Here is a 24,752-nt window from a genome sequence, read left to right as displayed (position 1 = left end):
AGTAATTTTGGTGATTTAAATAAAAACGTCAAGCTATAGTAGAGAACGATTCGCATTTTTAATAGTTATGTTTTGAAAAAAGCTGTTTATTTAAACAGCTTTTATCTTTGTTTTTGCACAATTTAAGCTAAAAATCAGATTAGCAATTCAGCTTGCATATATAATTTTGCATAACCTGAAATTTCAATACGCTGTTCAGATTCAATCACACAGTCCAGAATCCCGCCACGTGCAGAAGCTTGAAAAGCCACCAATTGTTTCTTGTTTAATTTATCGGCCCAAAGCGGGACAATCGCGGTATGGATCGAACCCGTGACTGGATCTTCATCAATGCCAATTGCGGGTGCAAAATAGCGAGAAACGCAATCAAACGTCCCTTCGCCGCGTGCGGTAATGGCAACATCCGGCTGTGAAGCAGTAATTGCTGTACGAATCTTGCCAAGTTGTTTTAATTTTTCCAGATCAGGTTGTTCATCCAATACATCCTGCACGGTTTCATATTCAACAATATAAGCTTGAGCATTACGATAAACAGCTTTAAATGGTTTCGTCAGCGCCTCACGTAGTTCCTGAGGAAAATCAGAGACTAATTCAGCTTTTCGAATTGGAAAGTTCATTTTGATTTTGCCATCAGCAGCTTGGCTGACAATAAAAATTCCGAGCTCGCGCACATGGAACTGAATGGTTGTTGCTTGAGTGAAATCTTTAAACAGTACAAAAGCACTGGCTAAAGTCGCATGCCCACAAAAAGCCACCTCATCCAGTGGAGAAAACCAGCGAATCTCATAATTACTGTCATCAAGTGTTCTGACAAATGCGGTCTCTGATAAATTATTTTCCATCGCAATATTCTGCATCAAATGGTCATCTAACCATTCATCCACAACGATAACCGCGGCCGGATTTCCTTTAAATAATTGTTGGGTAAAAGCATCAATTTGATACATCTTCATGACACAACACTCTCTCTATTTTCCAGTTATTTTGAACATCTGGTCTAGAAATGATAGATACAGATTTTTCTAAATTTACGATACACCAGAGTTTTTCTAATTCAACCAGCTTAAATGTTTAAAATTTAAGCTAAAAATATGTTCCGCTTGCTAACAGATCAGGCCAAAAGTCCACTGATTTAGCATAATTCAAAATAAGCCATACAGAATATTCACAATAAAAAATTTGCAGCTCTCTATGGTATTACGCAGATTAAACAAGTGAGAAAAGCAATGCGTATCCCCGTTAATGCCATCGTCTTTGAAGATTTTGAAACCCTCGACATCATGGGCCCGGTCGAGTTGTTTGGCTTATTGCAAGCGCACTACCAAGTGCAGTTTTATAGCCTAAATGGTGGCTTGGTTTCCAATAAGCATGGTGTCTGCATCCAAACCCAAGCTTTTAGTGAAATTGAAACCAATGCACAAAGTATTCTATTGGTTCCGGGGGGGATCGTGACATTTGAACTGATGAATAACCAGCAGTTTCTTGATGAGCTTAAAACTTTAGCAACCCAAAGTGCACACGTACTCACGATATGTACAGGCAGTTCATTAGTTGCAGCGACAGGTCTTTTAAATGGCCTTAAAGCAACGTCGAATAAAATGGCATTCGAGTTTGTACAAAAACTCAATGACCAAGTGTTATGGCAAGCCCAAGCCCGTTGGGTAATTGATGGAAAATTCTATACTTCATCAGGTGTGAGTGCAGGTATGGATATGACTCTTGCCTTTATTCATAACACTCAAGGTGAACAGGTTGCGCAACTTTGCGCGGAAGAGGCTGAATACATCTGGAACAGTAATCCTAAAATTGACCCTTTCTGCAAAGCAAAAGTGGACTAAGACCTACCAAATATGAAGATTTATTTATTGTCGCTGGCTGTCGGTGTATTGGTTGGCGTGCTGTATTACCTCCTTGATGTGAAAGCTCCCGCACCACCAATTGTTGCATTACTGGGTTTATTGGGTATCGTGATTGGCGAACAATTGGTGCCTTTTATCCGACTCTATCTGTCCTAGCCTAAAGAAAACTGATTTTATCTCCCATAAAAATGAGTGGTACATCCCACTCATTTTTATCAGCACCATTACACAGCAACTCAATCGAGCCTGACATCAAAGCCCAAATTTTCTGCAATCAGCAAGGTTTGATCAAGTTGAATAATTGCATCCTTAATTTGTGACTCTTTCGGATCCAAGGCACTCAAGTCACTTCCCCTTAAATCACATGCAGTAAAATCTGCGCGGTGTAACCACGCTCCAGATAAATCACTATCTCGGATTGAACTGCCTTGACAACGGGCGCCGGTCAAATCTGCTTCTCTTAAACGGGTTCTTAAAAATGCAGCCTTTTCTAAATCTGCATCAGGCAATCCCACAAAAGCCCAATCACTATCTTCAACTCGCATATAATGAAACTGACAATCACTGAACATACTTCCAACAAATTTACAGTCGGTAAATTTACTGTCAAAGAAATTACACGAGATAAAGGTACAATTTAAAAATGCACTACTTTGATGAACGGATGCATTAAACCGTGCTTGTCGAAATGTACATTCATTAAAAATTACCCCAGTGCTTTTCGCCTCAGACAGATCCAGATCAACAAAGAGTACCTTTTCATATTTCTGATTATTCAGCTCTTGTCCATACCAGTCCAAGCTGGAGAATGTTTCGATCGTTTTAGCTGCAGCCTGACCATATTTTCGTTCTGCCATAATGCCCAGATTTTATTTTATAAAACCCTAACATAGGTTATATCTGCAGTTTTGTATATTATTTTAATATGACTTCGTTCACTCATTTAAAAATAAAAAGAGCGGTATAACCGCCCTTTCTCTGCAAGTGAAAATTAATCTTTCATATGTTCAATAATGGCTTGAGCAAATTGCGAACACCGCAACAAAGTTGCATTTGACATGAGACGCTCAAAATCATAGGTCACTGTCTTGGCTGAAATCGCTCCAGAAATACCAGTAATGATGAAGTCTGCTGCTTCCGTCCAGCCCATGTCACGCAGCATCATTTCAGCAGACAAGATAATCGAACCCGGATTGACTTTATCTTGTCCCGCATACTTGGGTGCTGTGCCATGAGTGGCTTCATACATGGCAATCGCGCCGCCAATATTGGCACCCGGTGCGATTCCAATTCCACCCACTTCTGCCGCCAGTGCATCAGAAATATAGTCCCCGTTTAAGTTCAGGGTCGCAATCACCGAGTAGTCTGCAGGGCGCATTAAAATTTGCTGCAAGAACGCATCAGCAATGACATCTTTAATAATGATGTCTTTACCATTTTTGGGATTTTTAATTTTTACCCACGGGCCACCATCCAGTAACTGACCACCAAAACGTTCTATAGCCAGTTCATACCCCCATTCTTTAAATGCACCTTCGGTGTATTTCATAATGTTGCCTTTATGCACCAAGGTCACCGAAGGCTTGTCATTATCAATTGCAAACTGAATCGCTTTACGCACTAGGCGCTGAGACCCCTCTTTAGACACTGGTTTAATCCCGATACCACAATCTTTAGGAAAACGGATTTTGGTGACGCCCATTTCTTCTTGCAGAAATTTAATTACTTTTTTCGCTTCGGGAGAATCTGCTGGCCATTCAATCCCAGCATAGATATCTTCCGAATTTTCACGGAAGATCACCATATCGGTCAGTTCAGGATGCTTCACGGGTGAAGGTACTCCTTTAAACCAACGAACAGGCCGCACACAGACATATAAATCAAGTTCTTGGCGTAATGCCACATTTAAAGAACGAATCCCACCACCAACAGGTGTGGTTAATGGCCCTTTTATTGATATAATAAACTCGCGTAAAGCATCAAAAGTTTCTTCTGGCATATAGTTGCCGTAAATTTTGTCTGCTTTCTCACCGCAGTAGACTTCCATCCATTCGATAGAACGTTTGCCACCGTAAGCTTTTAGCACAGCGGCATCTACTACTGCTTTCATTGCTGGTGTAATATCCACACCAATACCATCACCTTCAATAAAAGGAATGATCGGACGATTTGGAACATTTAGTGACAGATCTGCATTTACTGTGATTTTGTCTCCATCCGTAGGAACCACGATCTTCTGATAACCCATTTTGTAGGTTCTCCCTCATGTATTTTAGCGATTATGTCTATGCCTTCTCTGGCATACTTTCGTTTTTTATTGCATGAAACAGTTTAGTTCAAAACTGGTTTTTTTGAGATTTATACGGGAAATAACAACATTTTCCCATTAAATAGAAACCGTTATTGTTATGATGCCGCCCATAACCAAAGTAGTATATTCATATGAAAGTAGTCGTATTTAACAAACCTTTTGACGTTTTGTCACAGTTTCGCGAAGATGAAAAACATCTAACAGTTTCAAGTTTTATCAAAGATCCTGAACTTCGTATTGCAGGACGTTTAGATTTAGACTCTGAAGGTTTAATGTTTCTTACGGATCATGGTGGTTTAAATCAATTCATCACCCATCCAGACAATAAGAAATATAAAACTTATCTGGCTCAAGTTGATGGTGATGTCACAGAAGAAGCAATCGAAAAACTGCAAAAGGGTGTTGAACTTGCAGATGGGATGACCTTACCTGCCAAAGCCCGTAAAGTCGATCAACCTGAATGGCTATGGGAACGTAATCCACCTGTGCGTTACCGTGCCAATATTCCAACGACTTGGATCGAATTACAAATCTGTGAAGGCCGTAACCGTCAAGTGCGTCGTATGACCGCTGCTGTGGGTTTCCCAACTTTACGTCTGATTCGTACTCAAATTGGTACAATTGATCTGGTTAAACTAGGTTTACAGCCTGGTGAACAACTGGAAATCGAACCTTTGCTTTATCCAGATTTTAAAGATGTTCCAGCCGATAAGCCTTATGAAGGTCGTTCTTTCGCGAAAAAATCGAATAATAAACCGCATTTCTCTCGCGCCAAAGATAAAGCACGTGAAGAAAAAGGTGAAAAACCATTTAAAGGCAAGAAAAAAGCAGGTGGTGGTACAACCCGTATCTGGCAAACTGACGAAGCAGATAAACCACGTCGTAAGACCAATGGCACAACCCGTCCAAACACCAAAGCACCGCGCGGTCGTAACCGTAATGGCCGTTAGAATTTAGATGTTTTAAAGCCCACTTTCGTGGGCTTTAAAACATGCGCTAAACAACAGATGATTCAGAATACAAAAGAATAAATATCAAAAATACATTTTATGAAATAACCCAACATAAGTAAGGGACAACCATAAATTATAAAGTAATCATATTTATATTTATTTAACTGTCTTTCACGAAGAATTTTACACCAATAAATCAAGATCGAAAGATTTACGCAGAGAGCAAAAATAAGACTGATCATTAATTTACCAACAAGTGTTGATAATGATGGAGAAAAACTCCCTATTATTTATAATTTTATATTTATCATTATTAATTAAGTCAAAATATTTAACTCTAACCGACTTCACCTCACCTAAATCATTCACTCGGGCTTCGTAGGCTAAATTTTCGACTTTAAAGCCATACTGATAATCACTCCACTCCCGACATAAATGAATCATAGTAGCACCACAGAAAATATCTCCGAGATAAGAACCATCATTGTAAAGCTCAAAATAGTATGTCGTTTTTTTGGCCTGATATTTTTCTACATAAACTCTTATTTTCTCATCTGCTTCAACATATTCTTGTTTCTTTTGATAAATATGATTTTCAATAAAACTGTAAGTGGATTCCGAAACGATATAATAAGCTAGATGTAACAATAAAAAGCTGCCATAAAAACAGAGGAATGCGTATCAGCCCGAGTTTGTTCCATCTTTTACTTTAAAACCCCAAAAATCGAAAAATCCGACTCATATTAATAAAAAGCCGATGCTTTCGCATCGGCTTTTTTCACGACCAACAAAATGTCAGTAATATTTTAAAACTTAAGCTGTTTCAAGTGCTGCATTCAATGTAGAACTTGGACGCATTACGGCACTGACTTTCGCAGGGTCAATGGCGTAGTAACCACCGATATCAGCAGCTTGACCTTGTACTTGCGCAAGCTCAGCCACAATCTTCTGCTCATTTTCAGCCAATGCTTTTGCAAGTGGCGTAAATTTCGCTTTTAACTCAGCATCTTCGTCTTGAGCTGCTAATGCTTCAGCCCAGTACCATGCCAAGTAGAAGTGGCTGCCACGGTTATCTAACTCACCTGTACGACGTGATGGAGACTTGTCGTTATCAAGAAGTTTGCCTGTTGCTTGATCAAGTGTCTTGGCAAGCAATTTCGCACGGTTATTGTCTTCTTTGATACCAAGCTCTTCTAAAGACACTGCCAATGCAAGGAACTCACCGAGAGAATCCCAACGTAAGTGGTTTTCTTCAACCAACTGCTGAACATGCTTCGGCGCTGAACCACCCGCACCTGTTTCGTACATGCCACCACCGGCCATTAACGGCACGATTGACAACATTTTTGCTGAAGTACCCAATTCCATGATCGGGAACAAGTCAGTTAAGTAATCCCGTAAGATATTACCCGTTACTGAAATGGTATCTAAACCACGCGCAACACGTTCAAGCGTATAACGCATTGCACGTACTTGTGACATGATTTGGATATCAAGACCTGCGGTGTCATGATCTTTCAAGTATTTTTCAACTTTCTTGATCAATTCATTTTCATGTGGACGGTACGGGTCTAACCAGAAGATTGCAGGCATGCCAGAGTTACGTGCACGTGTAACTGCAAGTTTCACCCAGTCACGGATCGGTGCATCTTTCACCTGACACATACGCCAGATATCGCCTTCTTCTACATTCTGACTCATTAACACTTCGCCAGTATCTAGATCAGTGATGTTGGCAATACCCGCCTCAGAAATTTCGAAAGTCTTGTCGTGTGAACCGTATTCTTCAGCTTTTTGCGCCATCAAACCAACGTTTGGCACAGTACCCATGGTACGTGGGTCGAAGTTACCATTCCACTTACAGAAATTGATCATTTCTTGGTAAATACGTGCGAATGTCGACTCAGGCATGACCGCTTTACAATCATAAGGTTTGCCGTCAGCACCCCACATTTTACCACCACCACGGATCATTGCAGGCATAGAAGCATCGACAATCACGTCATTTGGTGAATGGAAGTTGGTAATGCCTTTTGCAGAATCAACCATTGCAAGCGCAGGACGGTGTTCTTGGCAAGCATGTAAGTCTTCGATAATTTCTTCACGGAGTGAAGTCGGTAAAGTTTCGATCTTTTCATAAAGACCCGCCATACCGTTGTTCACGTTAATACCGAGTTCGTCGAATAATTTACCGTGTTTTTCGAAAGCATCTTTATAGTAAATTTTCACACAGTGACCGAAAACGATCGGGTGTGATACTTTCATCATGGTTGCTTTAACGTGCAATGAGAACAGGATGCCTGCTTCACGACAGTCTTCGAGTTCTTTCTCGTAGAAATCGCATAGGGCTTTTTTGCTCATAAACATCGAGTCAATGATTTCACCGTCTTGAAGCGCAACTTTAGGCTTAAGCACAATGGTTTCACCTGACTTGGTGATGAGTTCCATTTTCACATTACGCGCACGGTCTAAAGTCATAGATTTTTCACCGTGGTAGAAGTCGCCTTCGTCCATGTGAGAAACGTGAGTTTGAGACCATTGTTTCCACTCGCTCATTGAATGCGGGTGTTTTTTTGCATAATTTTTCACAGCAGCTGGCGCACGGCGATCAGAGTTACCCTCACGCAATACCGGATTCACTGCCGAACCAAGGCATTTACCATAGCGTGCCTTGATTTCTTTTTCTTCTTCAGTTGTTGGGTTTTCTGGATAATCAGGAATTGCATAGCCCTTCGACTGGAGCTCTTTGATACAAGACACTAACTGCGCAACAGAAGCACTGATGTTTGGAAGTTTAATAATGTTTGTATCTGGATCTTGGGTAAGACGACCTAACTCAGCAAGGTTATTGTTTACCTTTTGCTCATCTTTAAGGTAATCTGAAAATTCTGCGAGTACACGTGCTGCAACAGAGATATCACTTTTTACAATCTCGATGCCAGCAGGTTTGGTAAAGGTCTCAATGATCGGTAGCAATGAATAAGTCGCTAATAACGGCGCCTCATCAGTCAGTGTGTAAATGATTTTTGACTTTCCACCAGCCATATATAGCCCCTTGTGTTGGATTGAGTTACGGAAAACTGCGCTTTTGGCCCAGTTCCTAGAACCGATTTGCTGAAACAAACTTGAGAGTATCAGCGTTCATCACATGCGAGTCAACGCAATATCCTGTGATAACGACATTTCGATAAAAAATACTACAAAATGATATAATAGTAGCATTGTACGATGTATATATGCGGTCAAGTTTTGTCTTTTCAAATACAAACCGCTACCAGCCTTAAAGCTACACACCGAATTGATCATTTAGCAAACAAATACATAAGTCACTAAATAAGCAGGCTTATTCTGACAGACTTAGATGAATAATTCGTTAATTCTTTAGTGGTAGGATCAATTTAAATGCGATACCGTTATGGTGATTTGCAACGGCTGCTATACCGTCATGCTGTTGCATAATTGACTTCACAATAGCTAAACCTAGCCCTCCCGTTCGTGCTTTTTGATGCCGACTCTGATCGACTTGATAAAATCGGTCAAATAGATGTGGTAAATGTTTTTCCTCAATAAAAACACCTTCCGTCTGCACAATGATCCCCACATGTTGATCAGATTGATAGGCCTGTAATGCAATAGTCCCCTGTTCTTTACCATGCAATACCGCATTACTGATTAAATTCGCAATCGCTCTCTGCATTAAGGCTGCATTTGCCACAATACTCAAATCATCTGGCAGATCAAACACCAATCTCATTTGACGTTCTTCAATTACGCAATCAAAATAATCCGCAATCGTCTCGATTAGCTGTTTTACATTTAACGCCTGTTTTTCCAGTCCGTATTCTGCATGCTCCGAACGGGCAATGAACAACATACTTTCAATCATCTTGGTCAGCCGTTCATATTCTTCTAAATGTGAATATAATAAATTTTCCAACTCTTCGACCGGACGAGACTGGGATAATAAGATTTGAGTTTGCCCCATTAAATTATTCAGAGGAGTTCTGAGTTCATGTGCAATATCTTCTGAAAACTGCGATAGTTTTTGATAATCCTGCTGAATCTTATCTAGCATTTCATTCATTGCCTGACTGAGTTGCTGAACCTCAATGTTGTTTGATTTAATATGGATACGTGAATTAAGCTTTTGAACATTGATATTATTGGTCTCAGCGATCAAATGCCGCATCGAACGGAACAGATAATGTCCTACCATAAAACCCAACAAACTCGATAATAAAATGCCCAAACCACTATAAAATACAATTTTCCAGAAATATTGTTTGAGCATCGTATTGACTGCTGCCCATTGCTGACCTGCAATTAAATAATACTGTTGTTGGCGGCCATATTGAATTGTTTGGAAAGCAAAACGAGTACTTGGATATTCCGTTGTATTATTCGCATACTGAATTTGATTTGAATAATTGAATGCTGGAATACTGACCTGCAGCGGATTGATCTTTATCAAATCATGTTGTGCATCTTTGACGATAAATATACTGTCTTCATGCCCCACCATATTTTCATAAAGCTTGGGATATTTTACTAAAATATTGGCTGAATGAGCATCAGTCAAAAAGACGTCCATCCGCCTAATTCGCGCAGCTAAGGCTTTATCTTGTTGGGTATAGACTATTGCTTTGAAGTTTTGGTAAGACAACCCGCCAATACTGATAAAAACCACACAAGAAATCAGACTAAAAGCCAGACTCAGGCGCGAAGCCAAAGACAATTTACCCATTATGTCCATCTTTTAAATCGACCTTATAGCCCATGCCCCGCACGGTATATATCAACTTGGGCGCAAAATGATCATCAATCTTTGCCCTTAGGCGACGTATTGCAACGTCCACCACATTAGTATCCGTATCAAAATTAATATTCCAAACCATTGAGGCTATTTGCGTTCGTGTTAACACTTCTCCACGATGTTGAAGTAACAGTTGTAACAACACAAACTCTTTGGCTGTTAAATCAATCTTGGTGTCGGCTCGATGAACTTCCCGACTCAAGCGATTTAAACTCAGGTTAGCAATTTGATAAACCTCTTTTTCGACCTTTGGCACACGACGTAATAAACTTTTAATTCGTGCCAATAATTCTACGTATGAAAATGGTTTAACCAGATAGTCATCTGCGCCAAACTCTAATCCTTTCACCCGATCCAGAACATGATCTTTTGCCGTCAGCATTAATACAGGTATTTTCGAAAAAGTCCGTAACGTTTGCAAAACTTGCCAGCCGTCCAATTGTGGCAACATCACATCCAAAATCAATAAATCAAATGCTTCTTGTTGCAAACGTGACAATGCTTCTATGCCATCTGCTGCAACGGCACAGGTATAACCAGACTCATGTAATCCTTTCGCTAGAAACTGTGCGATTTTGAATTCATCTTCAACAATTAGAATATGCATTCCACATCTTAACCTTGTTTATCCCTCGCTAAGATTACAAATCGGTAATCCAATTGTCATCATGATCAAATTCATTTCTTTTTACCATGTCCTGAGGAAATAAAGATTTTCTATTACTCAGTCGCCTTGTTTGATTTTGGGAAAATGAATATGGACAACCTAATTACTCGCCTTACTTTTTCTTCTATTTTACTTACCAGCGTATCACTCAGCTCTGCCCAAGATACCAATCTTACGGGCTATTTTGTCTCGGCAAAAGTGACTGCTGCGGAGCTAAAGGCGAAGAATATGCAAACCAGTTTACGCCCTGGGATTGGTCAATTTGTAACAGGTAACGATCAGGATGATTTAATCAATACATCTCTTGGATTTGGCTATGATTTTGGCAATGGCTGGCGTACAGAAGCTGAATACACCTTTAAAAATGATGCTGAGTTTACTAGTGGCTCAACCAATTTTCCCACGAGTTTCAATCATCACAAAGTTGAGACACAACGTTTAATGCTAAATGCTTATCGTGATTTCGAAGTAATCCGAAATGTAGCGATTTACGGCAATCTCGGCTTGGGAGTAGCACGTACACAATCATCCGGTTGGCAAGGCAATATATCACGTCAATACCTTGCCAATACCGAAACACAATTGGTTTATAGCTTAGGTGCAGGCGCAACCTACACAGCCATTAAAAATTTAAATCTAGATTTGGGTTATCGCTATGTCGATTTAGGCAAAGCCGAGAGTGGTTTAAATAACTTTACGAATGCCCGCACTCTTCAAGATGAACAGATGAAAGCACACCTATATTCAAGTGACTTTTATTTAGGTGCAAGATATTCATTTTAAAATTTTAAAGCACTGATTAGCATTGTTTTTTTGTACTCTTATCCCATGCCCATGTATTGCCCTCACAACAACTGACGGCAATACAGACGAAAACATTGATCAACAAAGGTAGAATATTGTTATGTATAAAAATCTATTCACCATCGCCGCACTATCGGCTACAAGCAGCTTATTCGCAGCAACAAACCCATTGAGTGTGCATGTTCTCAACCAGCAAAATGGTCTACCTGCTGCTGATGTCACCGTTGTTCTCGAAGCACAACAAAAAAATCAGTGGATAGAGATCAATCAGGCCAAAACTGATCAAAATGGCCGAATTACTGCCCTTTATCCGACGCAACAACAATTAAAGTCGGGTATTTATAAAGTGACTTTTAAAACAGGTGACTGGTATAAAGCGCAAAAGCAAAGTAGTTTTTTTCCTGAAGTTCCAGTTATTTTTGAAGTTGATGGAACCTTACCGCACTATCACATTCCATTACTGCTCAGCCCCTACGGATATTCGACTTATCGTGGGAGCTAATAAAAAGGACGCTTATCGCGTCCTTTTTACTAAGTCTTAGCTCTTCAACCAACGATCAACTTTTTGCTGATCTTCAACGTTTAATTCAACCGTGGTCAATTCATTTTCACCCGCTTGAAGTTCAAATTGCAAAAGCTCATCACGACGGAATGCATAGACCGTAAATGTGCCTTGTTGTTTTGCGTACTTGGCTAAAAGCTTCTCCGAAGCCTTGATACCATCAATCGCAACAATCACATCATTGGCAGATAAACCCGCTTGTGCTGCTGCACTATCACGACGAAGCTGTTGCACTACAACCCCTTCAGCTTTATCTACAACTTTTAAGCCAAACGGTAAAGCCTTGTCACTTTTAACGGTGTAGCTCAAACCAAACTCTGGGAACAGTTGATCAAGTGGTAATTCATCAGTCGTGTTAATTAGATGATTGATCTGCTCAATCCAGTTATCGCCTGTCAGTTCACTACACAATTCAAAAATGGTGCGATCATTGACTTGAATTCCATTCTGGGTGTTTTCATATAAACGACGCATTAAAGCATCAAGGTTTGAACCACGTAAACGTAGTCCTAAGTCTAAACAAAGTGCCACTAAACTGCCTTTGTTATAATAGCTGGTTCCAGCATTATTCGAGTTTTCATCTTGACGATAGAATTTGATCCACGCATCAAAGCTCGACTCTGAAACCGATTGAATCATACGCCCAGGATTTTGCAGATAACGATCAATTTGTGCTTTTAATAAATCTAAATATGATTGTTGTGAAATCACCCCACTACGCAACAAAACCAGATCATCATAATAAGAAGTAAAACCTTCAAAAATCCATAATAAGCTGGTATAGGCTTCTTTATGTAAATCGTAATGGCTAAAGTTTTCAGGACGAATAAACTTCACCAACCATGAATGAAAATACTCATGACTACATAACCCTAAGAAACGTTGGTAATCTTTTGATGGTTCTACTGCTTCATCTGCCTTCGGGAGATCATCACGTGGCGTAATTAAACTGGTGCTATTGCAATGTTCCAGACCACCATAGCTACTTCCTGTCGCCATGGTCATAAAGGTATAGTTCTGGAAGGGTGCTGAACCAAACATCTGAATTTCAGTTTGACAGATCTTTTCAATATCCGTTTGTAAACGGGTCAAATTGGTGCTGTGTTTTCCTGAAATCACAAACTCATGCGGAATGCCATGGGCTTGAAAACTAAAGCGAGTCTGATCAGCCAATTCAAATGGGCTATCAATCAACTGGTCGTAATTGTCTGATTTTAAAGTAAAGCGTCCTTTGACCAAGCTTTTGTTTGGCAAACCAGTCGCAATTTGAAAATGCTTTAACTCATCTGGTAGAAAAATTTCCAGCTCACATGGCGATTGCTCTTGATCTTTTAATCCTAAACAGACACAAGCAGGGTTCACGTACAAACGAGTTTGATCGACATAGGCACCGCGTACTGACAGATCATACGCATAGACATCATACTCAACCGTAATCAGTTCATGATCGGTATTGAATAAGCGCCAACGGTTTTTCTCGGTTTTTTTAATACTCAGTAATCGTCCTGCTTCATCAGAGGCCTTCACTGATTCAATGTGCTTGGAAAACTCCCGAATCAAATAACTGCCAGGAATCCAGGTTGGCAACCACAATTCTTGGTTTGGATTGGCAAGAAAGCGTAAGGTGACATGAATCAGGTGTTGGCGATAATCGTCGAACTCAATTTGATAGTGCAACATAATTTCTAATCATGAAAATGGGAACAATTTCGCACAGCTTAGCATTTTTTTACAAAGTCATGCGTAGATGTCGTAATTGTCAGCAAAAGTTTAGGGGCTATTGTCACTTTATCTATGGTTGCGACAGTGGAGATTTTTTAGGCGATACAAGGCATGTCTTGTGAATTTTAGTCATTCTAAATGAACAAGGTATAACGTAGTAGCGACAAAAAATGCCCCTGTCCCAAAGGGTTGGGGCTAAAATACCCTCATACTTCGTTATGAAACTTGGCAAGGGAATAGCCATTCCCTGCGTTTCATGTCTCGTCTGATGAATTTTTAGCCTACAACGCAATTCATATATAAAATGTCAATAGCCCCTAGATTCTTCAACAAAAAAGTCATAGCATTCTCCTCTCACATTTAAGGCCACTGGATCGGCTATACAAGGTATTCACGTGAAATTTCTTCTCCCCCTCTTTACATTGTTGAGTCTCATCTGTGCAAATCTGGCACATGCAAATTTACTGAGCATTGCTCCTGAAACAGTTGAAGCTCAAGCTTGGTCGGTGATTGATGCCCAGTCAGGGCAAATCATTGCAGAACATAATAGCCATGTTCAGCGAGCCCCTGCATCTCTTACTAAAATGATGGTGGCCTATATTGCCTTAAAAGAGATTGAAGCCGGTAAATTACGTAAAGAAGAAGTTCTAACCGCAACACCAGTTGTGAGTACTGTGATGTGGGATGAATCACAAATGTATCTGAAAGCTGGTGAACAAATTTCGGTTGATCAACTTTTGGCAGGGCTGATCGTGATGTCTGCGAATGATGCAGCTGTGACTTTAGCTGAAAAAATCTCGGGCAGCGTGCCACAATTTGTTGCGCGAATGAATCAGGAAGCACAAGCCTTAGGTATGAAAGATACCCATTTCAGCAACCCTGCTGGGATTACCATGACCGATCATTATTCAACTGCGGCAGATCTCAGCTTGTTGGCAAAAGCGATTGTGAAGCAAACTCCTGAATACTTATATTATTCAAAAATGCCAAGCTTTAGCTATAACCAGCATTTTCACCATGCTACCAACCTTGCCTTGAAAATGGATCCAACTGCAGATGGTTTAAAGACCGGCTTCACCAAGGCAGCGGGTTATAACCTAGCCTTAACCGCTGAACGCCCGACCTTGAATTCACCAATTGAAAAGCGTCGCCTTATCGTTGTTGTTTTAGGTACACCAAGCGCAGTGAAACGTGCTGAGGTTGCACACAAGTTAATGAACCTGGCTTATACCTATACCCGTGATGAAGAAGTTATTCCTAAGCAAAGATTGATTGCAGAACTGCCCGTGATTAAATCAACCTTGAAAATATTTAGGGTCGAAACACAGCAGCCGACCATTGTGACAACCTCTTTATATGGTCAAACAACACCAATTGACTTAAATACCTTTGATTTATTGACTCAACGCATTCATTTGAGTGATGCCAATCAACAAGTCACCACGGTTGAACCTCTTGAAACTACCAATACACGCATTAATATTGAATTGAATGAACAACGCTTAACTGCACCTTTAAAACAAGCTATGAACTTGGCTACCGTATCAATTTATCAGAACAACCAGTTGATCCGCAGCTTACAAATCGAGAATGATGTACAGATTGAGGAAGCCAATATTTTCCAGAAAATCATGATCTGGTTTTCTAATCTGTTCAGTTTTTTTTCAACAAATGACACTAAAAACCCAAAAGTTTACCCTTTAAATCAAGGTTAAAAAAAACCTACTTTTTCTATCAAGATTACCAATACAATCTTGAAAAAAGGATGGCATAATCCAGCCATCCTTTCACAAAAAAATTAGGTTAATCATGAGTAAAACCTTACATCATATCGTGATTGTAGGCGGTGGCGCAGGTGGTTTAGAACTTGCGACACAACTAGGTGAACGTTTTGGGAGACGTAAGAAAGCCCGAATTACCCTAGTCGACCAAAACCTCACGCATATATGGAAACCTCTCCTTCACGAAATCGCAGCTGGCTCGCTCAATCCCCACGAAGAACAAACCAATTATTTTGCCCATGCCGAAAAACATCATTTTGAGTTTGTCCTTGGTACTCTCGTTGATGTTAATAAAGATAAAAAACAAATTACACTTTCTCCTCCACAGCTTTCCAAAGAACATACCCCTCTTATCCAGACGCTAAACTACGACACACTTGTGCTTGCTGTCGGTTCCGTATCCAATGACTTCGGCACAGAAGGTGTACGTGAACATTGCCATTTTCTCGATAGTCGTCAACAGGCCGATATCTTCCAACAAGATTTGTTCCATCTCTATATCGAAGCACAAAGTCAGCCAAATGAACGTGCCTTAAATATTGGAATCGTAGGTGCAGGTGCAACGGGAGTTGAACTGGCAGCAGAACTGATTGAAACCACCAAAAACTTCTATCGGTATGGTCTAAAGAAAATTGACCCTAAACAAGTCAAAATTACCCTGATTGAAGCTTCTGATCGTATTTTGCCTGCCCTCACAGAGAAAACCGCTGCACATAGTGCCAAACAACTGAAGAAAATGGGGATTGAAATTCTGACCCAACATAAAGTACAAAAGGTTGATGAATCAAATGTCTATTTTAGTAATGGCAGTGTCTTACACTCAGATATTACAGTATGGGCAGCCGGTGTAAAAGCACCCAAAGTCCTAGAATCCTTCCATGATTTTAAACGTGACAAAATCAATCGCTTAATGGTCTATGCAACCTTACAAACCTACTCTGATCCCAATGTGTTTGCTTTCGGTGACTGTGCCAACTGTCAACTTGATGCACGTCAGCCACCATTAGGACCACGTGCCCAAGTAGCAAGTCAGCAGGCCACTTTTTTGGTCGATGCAATGGCTGCACGTTTATCTGGCTCGCCTCAACCAATGTTCACATTTAACGAGAAAGGATCTCTAGTGTCACTTAGCCACAATCAAGCCGTAGGAGAGTTGCTGGGTGATGTAAGCGTACAAGGTTTTATTGCCAAAACCATGTACGTCTCGTTATATCGACTGCATCAGGCCAATATTCATGGCTATACTCAAGCAGGCATGCTCACCATGAAAGATTTTTTAACGCGTCGTGTCCGTCCAAAAATTAAACTGTATTGAGTTGAAATTTGATATTTCGTCTCAATATTTGACTAAATCGTTTCAAAAAGTGGAAAATGGTCAACAAAATCTGTTTTTCACTTTATGATATTACAGTTTAAAACTATTGATGACATGGATTCAAAACATGACTGCTATTGCAAATAACCACGTGGTTTCATTCCACTACACTTTAACAAACGCTGAGGGTGAAACACTTGACCAATCTCAAGGTGAACCACTTGCATATTTGCACGGCGCGGGCAACATCATTCCTGGTTTAGAAAATGCACTTACAGGTAAAACTGTTGGTGAAAAATTCACTGTAAACGTTCCAGCTGCTGAAGGTTATGGCGAATATAACCCAGACTTAGTTCAAGAAGTTCCAGCTCAAATGTTCCAAGGCGTGGACAACATCCAACCAGGTATGCAGTTCCAAGCTCAAACTGATGACGGTGTTCAAATCGTAACCGTTAAAGCAATTGAAGGCGACAACATCATCGTTGATGCGAACTTCCCACTTGCTGGTCAAGATCTTACTTTCGAAGTTGAAATCGTTGAAATCCGTGATGCTTCTCAAGAAGAATTAGATCACGGCCATGTTCATGGTGCAGGTGGTCACCACCACTAATTCTTTTTGAATTAGATGGAAAAGCAAAGCTTCGGCTTTGCTTTTTTATTGCCAATACTTTTACAAAATTAAAAAATCGCTTAAGGTCTAGATATTCTCTTCTTAAAATAGCTTAATGATGTCTACTGCTTATCAATTGATTTGGTTCCGTCAGGACCTAAGAATTCATGACCATGCTGCACTTTGGCATGCGACTCAAGCTGGTCCCTGTATTGCAATGGTGATCCTCTCACCGGAACAATGGCAGTTACATCACGATGCACCCATTAAAATTGAGTTCTATCTACGCCAACTCCAAGCCTTAAAACAGCAACTTGAACATTTGCATATTCCCTTATTAGTGCAAATCATCCCACTCTGGAAGGACATCCCTGATTTTCTCAAGCAACTTGCCCAACGCATTCCTATCCATAATATTTATGCCAACATCGAGCTAGCAGTTAATGAATTAAAACGGGACCAGTCTGTACAAAAATTTTTGAATCAGCAACAAAAAGAATTGATACTTTTCCATGACCGAACCCTATTTCCTGTCGCTTCGATTCGCAACCAATCTAATCAACCCTATCAAGTTTTTGGTGCATTTAAGAAAACCTGCTATCAACGTTTACAGCATGGTTTGCCACAATGCTACCCAGCACCTCAGACTCAACACCCTATAGCACTGGACGATTCGCTTTTTCAACAGAGTGATCTTCAGCAACTGCATAGCAATTATATTCAACAGATATCAACCACTCGCTATACGGAATGGCAAGTGGGCGAGCAACACGCACTCATGTTACTCGATCAATTTATTGATAAACAATTGGCTGGCTATAAAACGGCACGAGATTTTCCTGCTGTAGCGGGAACTAGTCAGCTTTCAGCCTATTTAAATATCGGAATTATTTCCATTCGCCAATGTCTACAAGCGCTATTTCGGCAACAGCATGGCCATTTTGAAATTCAGTCTGAAGGCCAACAAACATGGTTAGATGAATTACTTTGGCGCGAGTTTTATCAACATGTCCTGTTTGACTTCCCTCAGGTTTCAAAACATCTGCCCTTTCAAGCTGCCACTAAAAAAATCCGCTGGCGGGATGATCCCATTGCTTTAAAAAAATGGCAACAAGGCCAAACTGGAATTCCAATTATTGATGCAGGCATGCGGCAAATGCTCGCAACAGGTTGGATGCATAATCGTGTTCGTATGATCTGTGCCATGTTCTTAAGCAAAAACTTGCTGATTGACTGGCGTAAAGGCGAACAGTGGTTTATGCAGCATTTGATTGATGGGGATTTGGCTGCCAATAATGGTGGATGGCAGTGGTGTGCCTCCACAGGAACCGATGCTGTACCCTATTTCAGAGTATTTAATCCTATCACTCAATCACAGAAATTTGATCCAGAAGGTGAATATATTCGTCAATGGGTTCCAGAACTGGCCCAGCTTGATCACAAAACAATCCATGAACCTTATGCAAAGCATCAGGGCTTATCGATAAACTATCCTCAGCCAATCGTTGATTTAAAAATGAGCCGTCTTCGTGCAATTGAAGCATTTAAGCTTCCTTCCTGAAGATTACATAAAATAAAAAAACTGTTATCTTGGATGTTTTTTGTTCTAAAGAAATACATACTATACTGTATGTAACTGTTTATAAAATTATTTTACAAAGCCAACAACAGAAAAACTGTCGTAAAAACCGTAAAATAATGCTAACTTGGTTATAAAAGACATTTATTAAAATAAAATTATTATGCAAAAAATCCAGCTCCTGCACTCGTCTTATGGATTATTTCAGCTCAAATCTTTATGGGTATAGTGGCGTATGAGTGGTTACCCGCAAGTTATCGTGGAAGTTGGGTTTTTCTACTTTTACTCTTAATCGCTGGCGCATTCCTCAACGTTGGCATGGCATTACTGCTAGGGCTCATTACCTTTATTGGCGTTGCAGTATATTTCTTTCTTGATTTGGCCAATCAAACCTATATTGAACGCCAACTTTTGTTATTGTTTGTTCTGCCAATTACTCCAATTTTTCTCAGCGCAATCCGTCATAATATTCAAAATGCCCTTAAAAGTTTCCGTGCAATCCAAAGCTATGACCGTAATTATCAACATGATATTTTGCCATTAACAGCGCTAACGCATTTTCAGGTTGAACTCAGAAAGCTTTTAAAATTAACGCAGAAAGATCATTATAAAATTATTAGTACCCATATCAACAATACTGTACTTATTCGTGAAATGCTGGGTGAGGATATCTGGAAAGAAACGCAAAATAAAATTATGGCAATCCTGTCTAATGAACGAGACAGTGTAATTTACCATTTTATTAATGAAGAACTCAGTGAAATTAAAAGTATTGTCATACACGATTCAACACTTGATGAACATCAAAGCTACCCCTTATTTATTCAAGATCTTCAGGCACTCACTGTACTTAAACTCAACATTGAACAACATATAGAATACCTGGCTCCTGCAAGCAGTGAGGTGCGCTAATGTCTTTACTGCTCAACATTTGCGGTATCTTGGTCGCCACCAGCCAGTTTCCTGATACGACCCTACAGCAATTTTATCAACGGTACTATCATTGTAATATTCAGCTTGCCAAAACGGACTCGAGTACTCAGCTTGAAACCCCACAAACCGTTGCGGAACTTTTCCCCCAACCCGCTACATGGTGGCCAATATTTACATCTGACCAATTAAACTCAGAAAGTTTTAAGCAATTGATTGCCAAAGGGATTAGGCCTGGTGTGATTTTACCAAATGAATATTTTAGTGCGATTAAATATTATGAAATCAAAAAAGCGGTCAATCAAGGCGCCATTCCCATAGCTTTCTATCAAATGACCCATTCAAAATATTTTGCTGCCAAAGCCACTTTTTCAACGGCAATTGGATTACGTCCTCTCGCTGCACTAATTGAAACAGGTTGGGATGAAAACATCATTGCTCAACCTGCTGGCAGCTATATCATTCAATCGAATAGCCCTGATGAATTGCCGATTCCTGCACGAAAAATTCAACATCATCAACACTATTTTTATCAGGCTATTACCGATCCCTCACAAAGTACGGGGTACCAAGTCGTGATTAATCCACCGCTCGGTATGCCGCTCAATAACATCGAATACCCTCAGCTTGGGATTTCTTGGGATTTGAATCGTACTCAGTTTACCAGTACTCAAGAGGGTATAGAAACGAGCCTATGGGGCTATATCCTGATTACTCTGAGTACTGTCGTTATCCCGCTCGACTATATTTATTCAGCGCATTATCCAAGCCTGCTGAGTACTTTTGGAAGTTCAATTTCTTGGATTTCATTATTACTTGGTGGTGGACTATTGCTGATCCTGATTATTTCAATTATCCGCAGGAGAAGAATAAATGCCCGCAATTGATATTCTTTTCTTATTTGGCTTTCTTGGGATTTGGATTCCACAAGCATTCTGGGCTTGGCTAAGTTTTCAGGCATGGAAATACTCTAAAAATGCGGCGAAAGAACTCGAAAATTTGCCTGTGCCTGAACATTGGCCCGTTTTAAGTGTCTTGATTCCCGCTTATAACGAAGGAGTCGTCATTGAAGATACCTTACATGCCATTGCACAGCAGGATTATCCAGCACATGCCTATGAAGTACTACTGATTAATGATGGTTCTAAAGACAATACTTTGGAAATTGCCGAACGTATGGCTGCCATTTACCCCTGCATTAAAATTGTCAATGTGCCCAAAGGAATGGGAGGTAAAGGAAAATCCCGTACCCTGAATAATGGTTTACCCCATGCCAAGGGGGAGCTGATTGTGGTCTACGATGCTGACAGTACTCCAGAACCAGACTGTGTCCGTCTCTTAGCTCAAACCTTAATGGCAGATAAAAAATTAGTTGCAGTAAATGGTAAAGTTCGTACCCGTAACTGGCGAGACAGTATTTTGACCCGTTTTATTGCGATTGAATTCATTTTCTTTCAGTGGATTTTTCAAGGCGGCCGTTGGCAGCGTTTCGAACTTTCCACCCTCATGGGGACAAACTATGTCATTTGGCGAGATGCTTTGGAAACGCTGGGAGGATTTGATGAAAAATCCTTGGTAGATGATACAGAGATGAGCTTTCGTATCTTCCTTGGACAAAGACGCATTAAGTGGGTTCCTTATGCCGTGGGTTGGCAGCAAGACCCTCCATCATTAAGTGTCTTTATCAAACAGCGCTCACGCTGGACTCAAGGTAACTTCTACGTCACCAGTAAGTATCTTCCAATTGCGCTCAGAAAACCTTTTCCAATTGGTATCGAAATCTTCAATAACATCATGTGCTATGTGTTGTTTGTTCCAGCGCTGATCTGGAGTCATATCACCTTAGCTTTAGGTCTACTTGGTATCGCAGGGATTACTGTTCCAGGGCCATTTACCCTGCTCTGGGGCTTATCCTTCTGCTTATATGTGGCGCAAATGTGGTTCACTCTATCTTTAGAAAAAGCCAAACCTCAACTCTATTTCTTCTCAGTCTTATCTTACGTTACGTATTCACAAGTGTTCTTATTTATCGTGTTTAAAGCTGCTTATGACATGCTCAAAAATAAGATCCAAGGCAATTCATTACAATGGTATAAAACTGAGCGTAGCAAGGAGAAAAAATAAATGAAAAATAAAACTTTACATCATCCGCTCTTCAAAGTCTTCGTTGCAAGTGTTGCTCTCTCCTTGCCCATCTTTGCATCGGCAGATACCTTGAATACATGGAAGTTTGATAATATCAATACCTCCAATAAATACACCATCGAGCCACACTTCTTTTATGTGGGGAAAGGTTCTGAATGGCAAAATATCCGCTTCATCAGTGATTATTCTACTGAGCATTTCACCACCCTTTTGGTCAAACTGGATGATAAACTGATCTACAACACCACCTTAAATGGTGACGGTACTCTAAGTTTCAATATTCCAGTTACTCAAAGTGGTTTTCATCGTTTAGATTTTATTTTACAGCAATACTCACCCACAACCTCTCCAGCTGCTGATAAAACCACGTTCTGTAGTGAAGATGTGGATCAAGTGACTTATTTAAGTAATTCCAAAATTGAGTATATTCGTCACCGACCGATTTATCGCCTCAAAGATTTACCTGACGCTTTGTTTAACCCTCAAGTCGTTCGTCCTGCACCTTTTGTCGGGGTACTGAAATACAACCTAGCAAATGTCAATGAAGCTTCGATGTTAGGACGTTTAATGAGTGCTTGGGGTTCTGTCACTCCGATTCAGTGGTATGAACAGAATGCGCCCGCAGAACAAAACCCAAACTTTTATATTGAAATTATCAAATCAGCAACTGCCTTACCAAAAGGAACACTGGTTCAAATCAGTAGCACAAATGATATTCCTACATTACAAATTCAATATGATCAGCCAGAAAAACTGGTCTCGGCAATCAATGGCTTACTCAATCAAGATTATTTACAACAACTGGATACCTCTGCAACGTTCCTGCCAAATAAACTTGCCGCACCAGAGTGGGCTAAAATAAGACAAATCCATACCTTGGCAGACTTAGGTATCAATGATTTCCGTTTAAATCAGGCTGAAAAAAACCTGTTCCTGAATTTCCCTGCCGTCTGGCAACCCACAGATATTTTACAAGGGCAAATTGCGCTACGAGTCCAAAGTGGATTACTGGAAGGTTCCAACATTACCACATGGATTGATGGTGGACTGGCAGGCAGTTTAAAAACAGCCAACTTAGATTCAGATCCAGTGAATCGCCAATTTAACTATTTTGCGAAAACCATTTCAAATAACACAACCTTTAATCTAAAACTTGAAAATTCTGTGATTGTAAACTCACAATGTTTACCAACAGCCAAAGGTTCTCTGTGGATTGATACACAAAAATCGACGGTAAAATTACCCCATAAGCTTAAAAATGGGGTTGCTTCACTGTCAATGAGCTTTGCAACACATCCAACCATCGCCATTGATGGCAATGCTGGAAGTCTGGAAATTGCGATGACCACCAGTCAAGTGGCAAAGAAAATGCTCATGACCAATGATCCAATTCCCTTAAATCTGGTGAAATTGGATCCGAATAAACCAGAGCTTCTCAATGTTCAGGTGAATGCCAATATTTATCGTCAACAAGTTTTAATGCATCAAAATACACTTTACCCACCTGCAACAGCGAATGGTTTTTTAGTCAGTTTCCATGACCAACGTTTTGATATTATTACCGACTCCATTCAAGGTGCGCAAAACTTCAGCAAATTATGGGAGAAAATTCAACAGAATATTCCCAACAATGCCAGTAAAATACTGGTCACCGAAAGTGGGCAAGTCTTTATTTTACAAAAGATTCTTGTCGGAAATCAAAAAGCGCCTCTTATTAAACAATCATCATTCTTTATCTTGGTTGTTATAATCTCTGCTATCATGGTTTTGGCAATCTTGCTCTGGTACTGGCGAAAAAGACCAAATGCTAAAAATAAAGCTGAATAAATCAACAGTTTTAACTACACTCGCTTTATCAACCCTCTTGTTTTTAGGAGGTTGTGCTCATATTGAAACAGATGTGCAGCCTCCACACATTGAAGGTATATTTTGGCAGCCAGACTTAGCCACAACCCCACCAAATGGTAACTGGGAGCTGCTCGGTGTCTCTACGTTTGTTCCCCAATGGTCTGTGGTGCAATCCAGATCATGGCTAGACCATGATCTTGGTCTGGAAAAATGGGATAAAAATATTAATCTAAAAAAGCTCCAGCAAAAAACATGGGCACAAAATATTCTGCTCGGCTTAGCTGGAGAGTATGATGAAAAACAAGCACGTTCCAATGTATTACAACTTGCCGAACAATCCAAAAAAATTATTCAGAATACAAAGAATATCGCACTTAAGGGATATTATTTTCCAGTCGAGGCCGATCCCACCTGGATCTGTGTGGATGACCTTGCCAAAGCAATTCGAACTTTACCAAAACCACTCTGGATTAGTATTTACAGCGCTGAACAAATGCCAGAGCACTTGGATTCTTGGTTAAAAAGCTGGTTACCCAATCACACTGGTGTATTCTTTCAAGATGGTGTTGGTGTCGGCACCCGTACCCCTCAGCAAGCACGGGCAGTTTTAGATGACTTACAAAAAGAGTTTGGGAAAGATAAAATCGTGATTGTCCTAGAAGCCTTCCGTCCTGTAAAGGAAGGACAATTCCGTTCAGCTTATCCATGGGAAATCATTCAACAGCTCAAGGCCTATGAAGGACAAACCGTATATATTTTTGATGGTCCACATTATATGAACCGTTTCAGCGTCTATAGTGTTGCCTTATGGTATAAGCTTAAATATGGCTTTAGCACAAAGACAACATCATAA

Annotated in this window: 22 protein-coding genes; 14 read left to right on the top strand and 8 right to left on the bottom strand. The window is 40.2% G+C overall.

Annotated features, from left to right (window positions below; all coding sequences use genetic code 11):
• Positions 1 to 134: 134 nt before the first annotated feature.
• Positions 135 to 953: a PhzF family phenazine biosynthesis protein gene (locus NQU59_RS08415; RefSeq protein ID WP_257065871.1), complete on the bottom strand. Its 819-nt coding sequence runs from the start codon at positions 951 to 953 to the stop codon at positions 135 to 137.
• A 273-nt stretch (positions 954 to 1,226) separates the two neighbouring features.
• Here NQU59_RS08415 and NQU59_RS08410 point away from each other — a divergent pair, with 273 nt between their 5' ends.
• Both NQU59_RS08410 and NQU59_RS08405 read left to right on the top strand, forming a co-directional pair.
• On the top strand, positions 1,227 to 1,838 hold the full coding sequence (locus NQU59_RS08410; RefSeq protein WP_005243406.1) for a DJ-1/PfpI family protein: 612 nt from the start codon (positions 1,227 to 1,229) through the stop codon (positions 1,836 to 1,838).
• Between the two features lie 12 nt (positions 1,839 to 1,850).
• Positions 1,851 to 2,015 carry a DUF1427 family protein gene (locus NQU59_RS08405; protein ID WP_005243408.1) on the top strand — a complete coding sequence of 55 codons (165 nt, stop codon included), beginning with the start codon at positions 1,851 to 1,853 and terminating at the stop codon, positions 2,013 to 2,015.
• Positions 2,016 to 2,095: 80 nt separating this feature from the next.
• Here the strand turns inward: NQU59_RS08405 and NQU59_RS08400 are convergent, their stop codons facing one another.
• Together NQU59_RS08400 and icd are read right to left on the bottom strand one after the other, a co-directional pair.
• Entirely contained in the window at positions 2,096 to 2,716 is a 621-nt protein-coding gene (locus NQU59_RS08400) for a pentapeptide repeat-containing protein (protein WP_257065866.1), read from the bottom strand.
• Between the two features lie 134 nt (positions 2,717 to 2,850).
• Entirely contained in the window at positions 2,851 to 4,107 is a 1,257-nt protein-coding gene (icd, locus tag NQU59_RS08395) for an NADP-dependent isocitrate dehydrogenase (RefSeq protein WP_016651673.1), read from the bottom strand.
• Between the two features lie 194 nt (positions 4,108 to 4,301).
• Here icd and NQU59_RS08390 point away from each other — a divergent pair, with 194 nt between their 5' ends.
• Positions 4,302 to 5,120 carry an rRNA large subunit pseudouridine synthase E gene (locus tag NQU59_RS08390; RefSeq protein WP_005243414.1) on the top strand — a complete coding sequence of 273 codons (819 nt, stop codon included), beginning with the start codon at positions 4,302 to 4,304 and terminating at the stop codon, positions 5,118 to 5,120.
• A gap of 249 nt (positions 5,121 to 5,369) precedes the next feature.
• Here NQU59_RS08390 and NQU59_RS08385 read toward each other — a convergent pair whose 3' ends face one another.
• The 4 genes from NQU59_RS08385 to NQU59_RS08370 form a co-directional block, all read right to left on the bottom strand.
• On the bottom strand, positions 5,370 to 5,771 hold the full coding sequence (locus tag NQU59_RS08385) for a hypothetical protein (protein ID WP_257065860.1): 402 nt from the start codon (positions 5,769 to 5,771) through the stop codon (positions 5,370 to 5,372).
• A gap of 165 nt (positions 5,772 to 5,936) precedes the next feature.
• Complete coding sequence (locus NQU59_RS08380; protein ID WP_257065858.1) at positions 5,937 to 8,168, bottom strand: NADP-dependent isocitrate dehydrogenase; 2,232 nt, start codon at positions 8,166 to 8,168, stop codon at positions 5,937 to 5,939.
• Between the two features lie 328 nt (positions 8,169 to 8,496).
• Entirely contained in the window at positions 8,497 to 9,876 is a 1,380-nt protein-coding gene (locus NQU59_RS08375) for a heavy metal sensor histidine kinase (protein WP_257065856.1), read from the bottom strand.
• Positions 9,860 to 10,543: a heavy metal response regulator transcription factor gene (locus NQU59_RS08370; RefSeq protein ID WP_257065855.1), complete on the bottom strand. Its 684-nt coding sequence runs from the start codon at positions 10,541 to 10,543 to the stop codon at positions 9,860 to 9,862. The genes NQU59_RS08375 and NQU59_RS08370 overlap by 17 nt, the downstream gene beginning before the upstream one ends.
• 150 nt (positions 10,544 to 10,693) lie before the next feature.
• On the opposite strand from NQU59_RS08370, the gene NQU59_RS08365 reads away from it, so the two are divergent.
• Positions 10,694 to 11,386, top strand: a complete 693-nt coding sequence (locus NQU59_RS08365) for an outer membrane protein (protein ID WP_257065844.1) — start codon at positions 10,694 to 10,696, stop codon at positions 11,384 to 11,386.
• A 121-nt stretch (positions 11,387 to 11,507) separates the two neighbouring features.
• Entirely contained in the window at positions 11,508 to 11,909 is a 402-nt protein-coding gene (gene uraH, locus NQU59_RS08360) for a hydroxyisourate hydrolase (RefSeq protein ID WP_257065842.1), read from the top strand.
• 36 nt (positions 11,910 to 11,945) lie between these two features.
• Here the strand turns inward: uraH and NQU59_RS08355 are convergent, their stop codons facing one another.
• A complete protein-coding gene (locus tag NQU59_RS08355; RefSeq protein ID WP_257065840.1) occupies positions 11,946 to 13,649 on the bottom strand; it encodes a M61 family metallopeptidase in 1,704 nt (567 codons plus the stop codon).
• Between the two features lie 437 nt (positions 13,650 to 14,086).
• Between NQU59_RS08355 and NQU59_RS08350 the strand changes: the two genes are divergently transcribed.
• The 9 genes from NQU59_RS08350 (at position 14,087) to NQU59_RS08310 (ending at position 24,752) form a co-directional block, all read left to right on the top strand.
• A complete protein-coding gene (locus NQU59_RS08350) occupies positions 14,087 to 15,406 on the top strand; it encodes a D-alanyl-D-alanine carboxypeptidase PBP6B (RefSeq protein WP_257065838.1) in 1,320 nt (439 codons plus the stop codon).
• 94 nt (positions 15,407 to 15,500) lie between these two features.
• Positions 15,501 to 16,787, top strand: a complete 1,287-nt coding sequence (locus tag NQU59_RS08345) for an NAD(P)/FAD-dependent oxidoreductase (RefSeq protein ID WP_043972023.1) — start codon at positions 15,501 to 15,503, stop codon at positions 16,785 to 16,787.
• A 127-nt stretch (positions 16,788 to 16,914) separates the two neighbouring features.
• Entirely contained in the window at positions 16,915 to 17,397 is a 483-nt protein-coding gene (locus NQU59_RS08340) for an FKBP-type peptidyl-prolyl cis-trans isomerase (RefSeq protein WP_004652066.1), read from the top strand.
• A 118-nt stretch (positions 17,398 to 17,515) separates the two neighbouring features.
• Entirely contained in the window at positions 17,516 to 18,958 is a 1,443-nt protein-coding gene (gene phrB, locus NQU59_RS08335) for a deoxyribodipyrimidine photo-lyase (RefSeq protein ID WP_026040237.1), read from the top strand.
• A 237-nt stretch (positions 18,959 to 19,195) separates the two neighbouring features.
• Positions 19,196 to 19,888 carry a hypothetical protein gene (locus NQU59_RS08330; protein WP_257065831.1) on the top strand — a complete coding sequence of 231 codons (693 nt, stop codon included), beginning with the start codon at positions 19,196 to 19,198 and terminating at the stop codon, positions 19,886 to 19,888.
• Positions 19,888 to 20,793, top strand: coding sequence for a hypothetical protein (locus NQU59_RS08325; protein ID WP_257065830.1), 906 nt, complete (start codon positions 19,888 to 19,890; stop codon positions 20,791 to 20,793). Before NQU59_RS08330 ends, NQU59_RS08325 begins: the two co-directional genes overlap by 1 nt.
• A complete protein-coding gene (locus NQU59_RS08320) occupies positions 20,780 to 22,030 on the top strand; it encodes a glycosyltransferase family 2 protein (RefSeq protein ID WP_005243439.1) in 1,251 nt (416 codons plus the stop codon). Before NQU59_RS08325 ends, NQU59_RS08320 begins: the two co-directional genes overlap by 14 nt.
• A complete protein-coding gene (locus NQU59_RS08315; protein ID WP_257065829.1) occupies positions 22,031 to 23,878 on the top strand; it encodes a hypothetical protein in 1,848 nt (615 codons plus the stop codon).
• Positions 23,856 to 24,752: a hypothetical protein gene (locus NQU59_RS08310; protein WP_257065828.1), complete on the top strand. Its 897-nt coding sequence runs from the start codon at positions 23,856 to 23,858 to the stop codon at positions 24,750 to 24,752. Before NQU59_RS08315 ends, NQU59_RS08310 begins: the two co-directional genes overlap by 23 nt.

The sequence above is a fragment of the Acinetobacter colistiniresistens genome (assembly GCF_024582815.1).
GTDB lineage: Bacteria > Pseudomonadota > Gammaproteobacteria > Pseudomonadales > Moraxellaceae > Acinetobacter.
The sequence above is the reverse complement of the archived record's forward strand: the minus strand, read 5'-3'. Positions and strand labels throughout refer to the sequence as shown.

What these genes read in the sequence shown, in the direction of transcription:
- NQU59_RS08415 (WP_257065871.1), bottom strand. Translation starts at nt 953, where the DNA reads ATGAAGATGTATCAAATTGATGCTTTTACCCAACAATTATTTAAAGGA.
- NQU59_RS08410 (WP_005243406.1), top strand. Translation starts at nt 1,227, where the DNA reads ATGCGTATCCCCGTTAATGCCATCGTCTTTGAAGATTTTGAAACCCTC.
- NQU59_RS08405 (WP_005243408.1), top strand. Translation starts at nt 1,851, where the DNA reads ATGAAGATTTATTTATTGTCGCTGGCTGTCGGTGTATTGGTTGGCGTG.
- NQU59_RS08400 (WP_257065866.1), bottom strand. Translation starts at nt 2,716, where the DNA reads ATGGCAGAACGAAAATATGGTCAGGCTGCAGCTAAAACGATCGAAACA.
- icd (WP_016651673.1), bottom strand. Translation starts at nt 4,107, where the DNA reads ATGGGTTATCAGAAGATCGTGGTTCCTACGGATGGAGACAAAATCACA.
- NQU59_RS08390 (WP_005243414.1), top strand. Translation starts at nt 4,302, where the DNA reads ATGAAAGTAGTCGTATTTAACAAACCTTTTGACGTTTTGTCACAGTTT.
- NQU59_RS08380 (WP_257065858.1), bottom strand. Translation starts at nt 8,168, where the DNA reads ATGGCTGGTGGAAAGTCAAAAATCATTTACACACTGACTGATGAGGCG.
- NQU59_RS08375 (WP_257065856.1), bottom strand. Translation starts at nt 9,876, where the DNA reads ATGGACATAATGGGTAAATTGTCTTTGGCTTCGCGCCTGAGTCTGGCT.
- NQU59_RS08370 (WP_257065855.1), bottom strand. Translation starts at nt 10,543, where the DNA reads ATGCATATTCTAATTGTTGAAGATGAATTCAAAATCGCACAGTTTCTA.
- NQU59_RS08365 (WP_257065844.1), top strand. Translation starts at nt 10,694, where the DNA reads ATGGACAACCTAATTACTCGCCTTACTTTTTCTTCTATTTTACTTACC.
- uraH (WP_257065842.1), top strand. Translation starts at nt 11,508, where the DNA reads ATGTATAAAAATCTATTCACCATCGCCGCACTATCGGCTACAAGCAGC.
- NQU59_RS08355 (WP_257065840.1), bottom strand. Translation starts at nt 13,649, where the DNA reads ATGTTGCACTATCAAATTGAGTTCGACGATTATCGCCAACACCTGATT.
- NQU59_RS08345 (WP_043972023.1), top strand. Translation starts at nt 15,501, where the DNA reads ATGAGTAAAACCTTACATCATATCGTGATTGTAGGCGGTGGCGCAGGT.
- NQU59_RS08340 (WP_004652066.1), top strand. Translation starts at nt 16,915, where the DNA reads ATGACTGCTATTGCAAATAACCACGTGGTTTCATTCCACTACACTTTA.
- phrB (WP_026040237.1), top strand. Translation starts at nt 17,516, where the DNA reads ATGTCTACTGCTTATCAATTGATTTGGTTCCGTCAGGACCTAAGAATT.
- NQU59_RS08330 (WP_257065831.1), top strand. Translation starts at nt 19,196, where the DNA reads ATGGGTATAGTGGCGTATGAGTGGTTACCCGCAAGTTATCGTGGAAGT.
- NQU59_RS08325 (WP_257065830.1), top strand. Translation starts at nt 19,888, where the DNA reads ATGTCTTTACTGCTCAACATTTGCGGTATCTTGGTCGCCACCAGCCAG.
- NQU59_RS08320 (WP_005243439.1), top strand. Translation starts at nt 20,780, where the DNA reads ATGCCCGCAATTGATATTCTTTTCTTATTTGGCTTTCTTGGGATTTGG.
- NQU59_RS08315 (WP_257065829.1), top strand. Translation starts at nt 22,031, where the DNA reads ATGAAAAATAAAACTTTACATCATCCGCTCTTCAAAGTCTTCGTTGCA.
- NQU59_RS08310 (WP_257065828.1), top strand. Translation starts at nt 23,856, where the DNA reads ATGCTAAAAATAAAGCTGAATAAATCAACAGTTTTAACTACACTCGCT.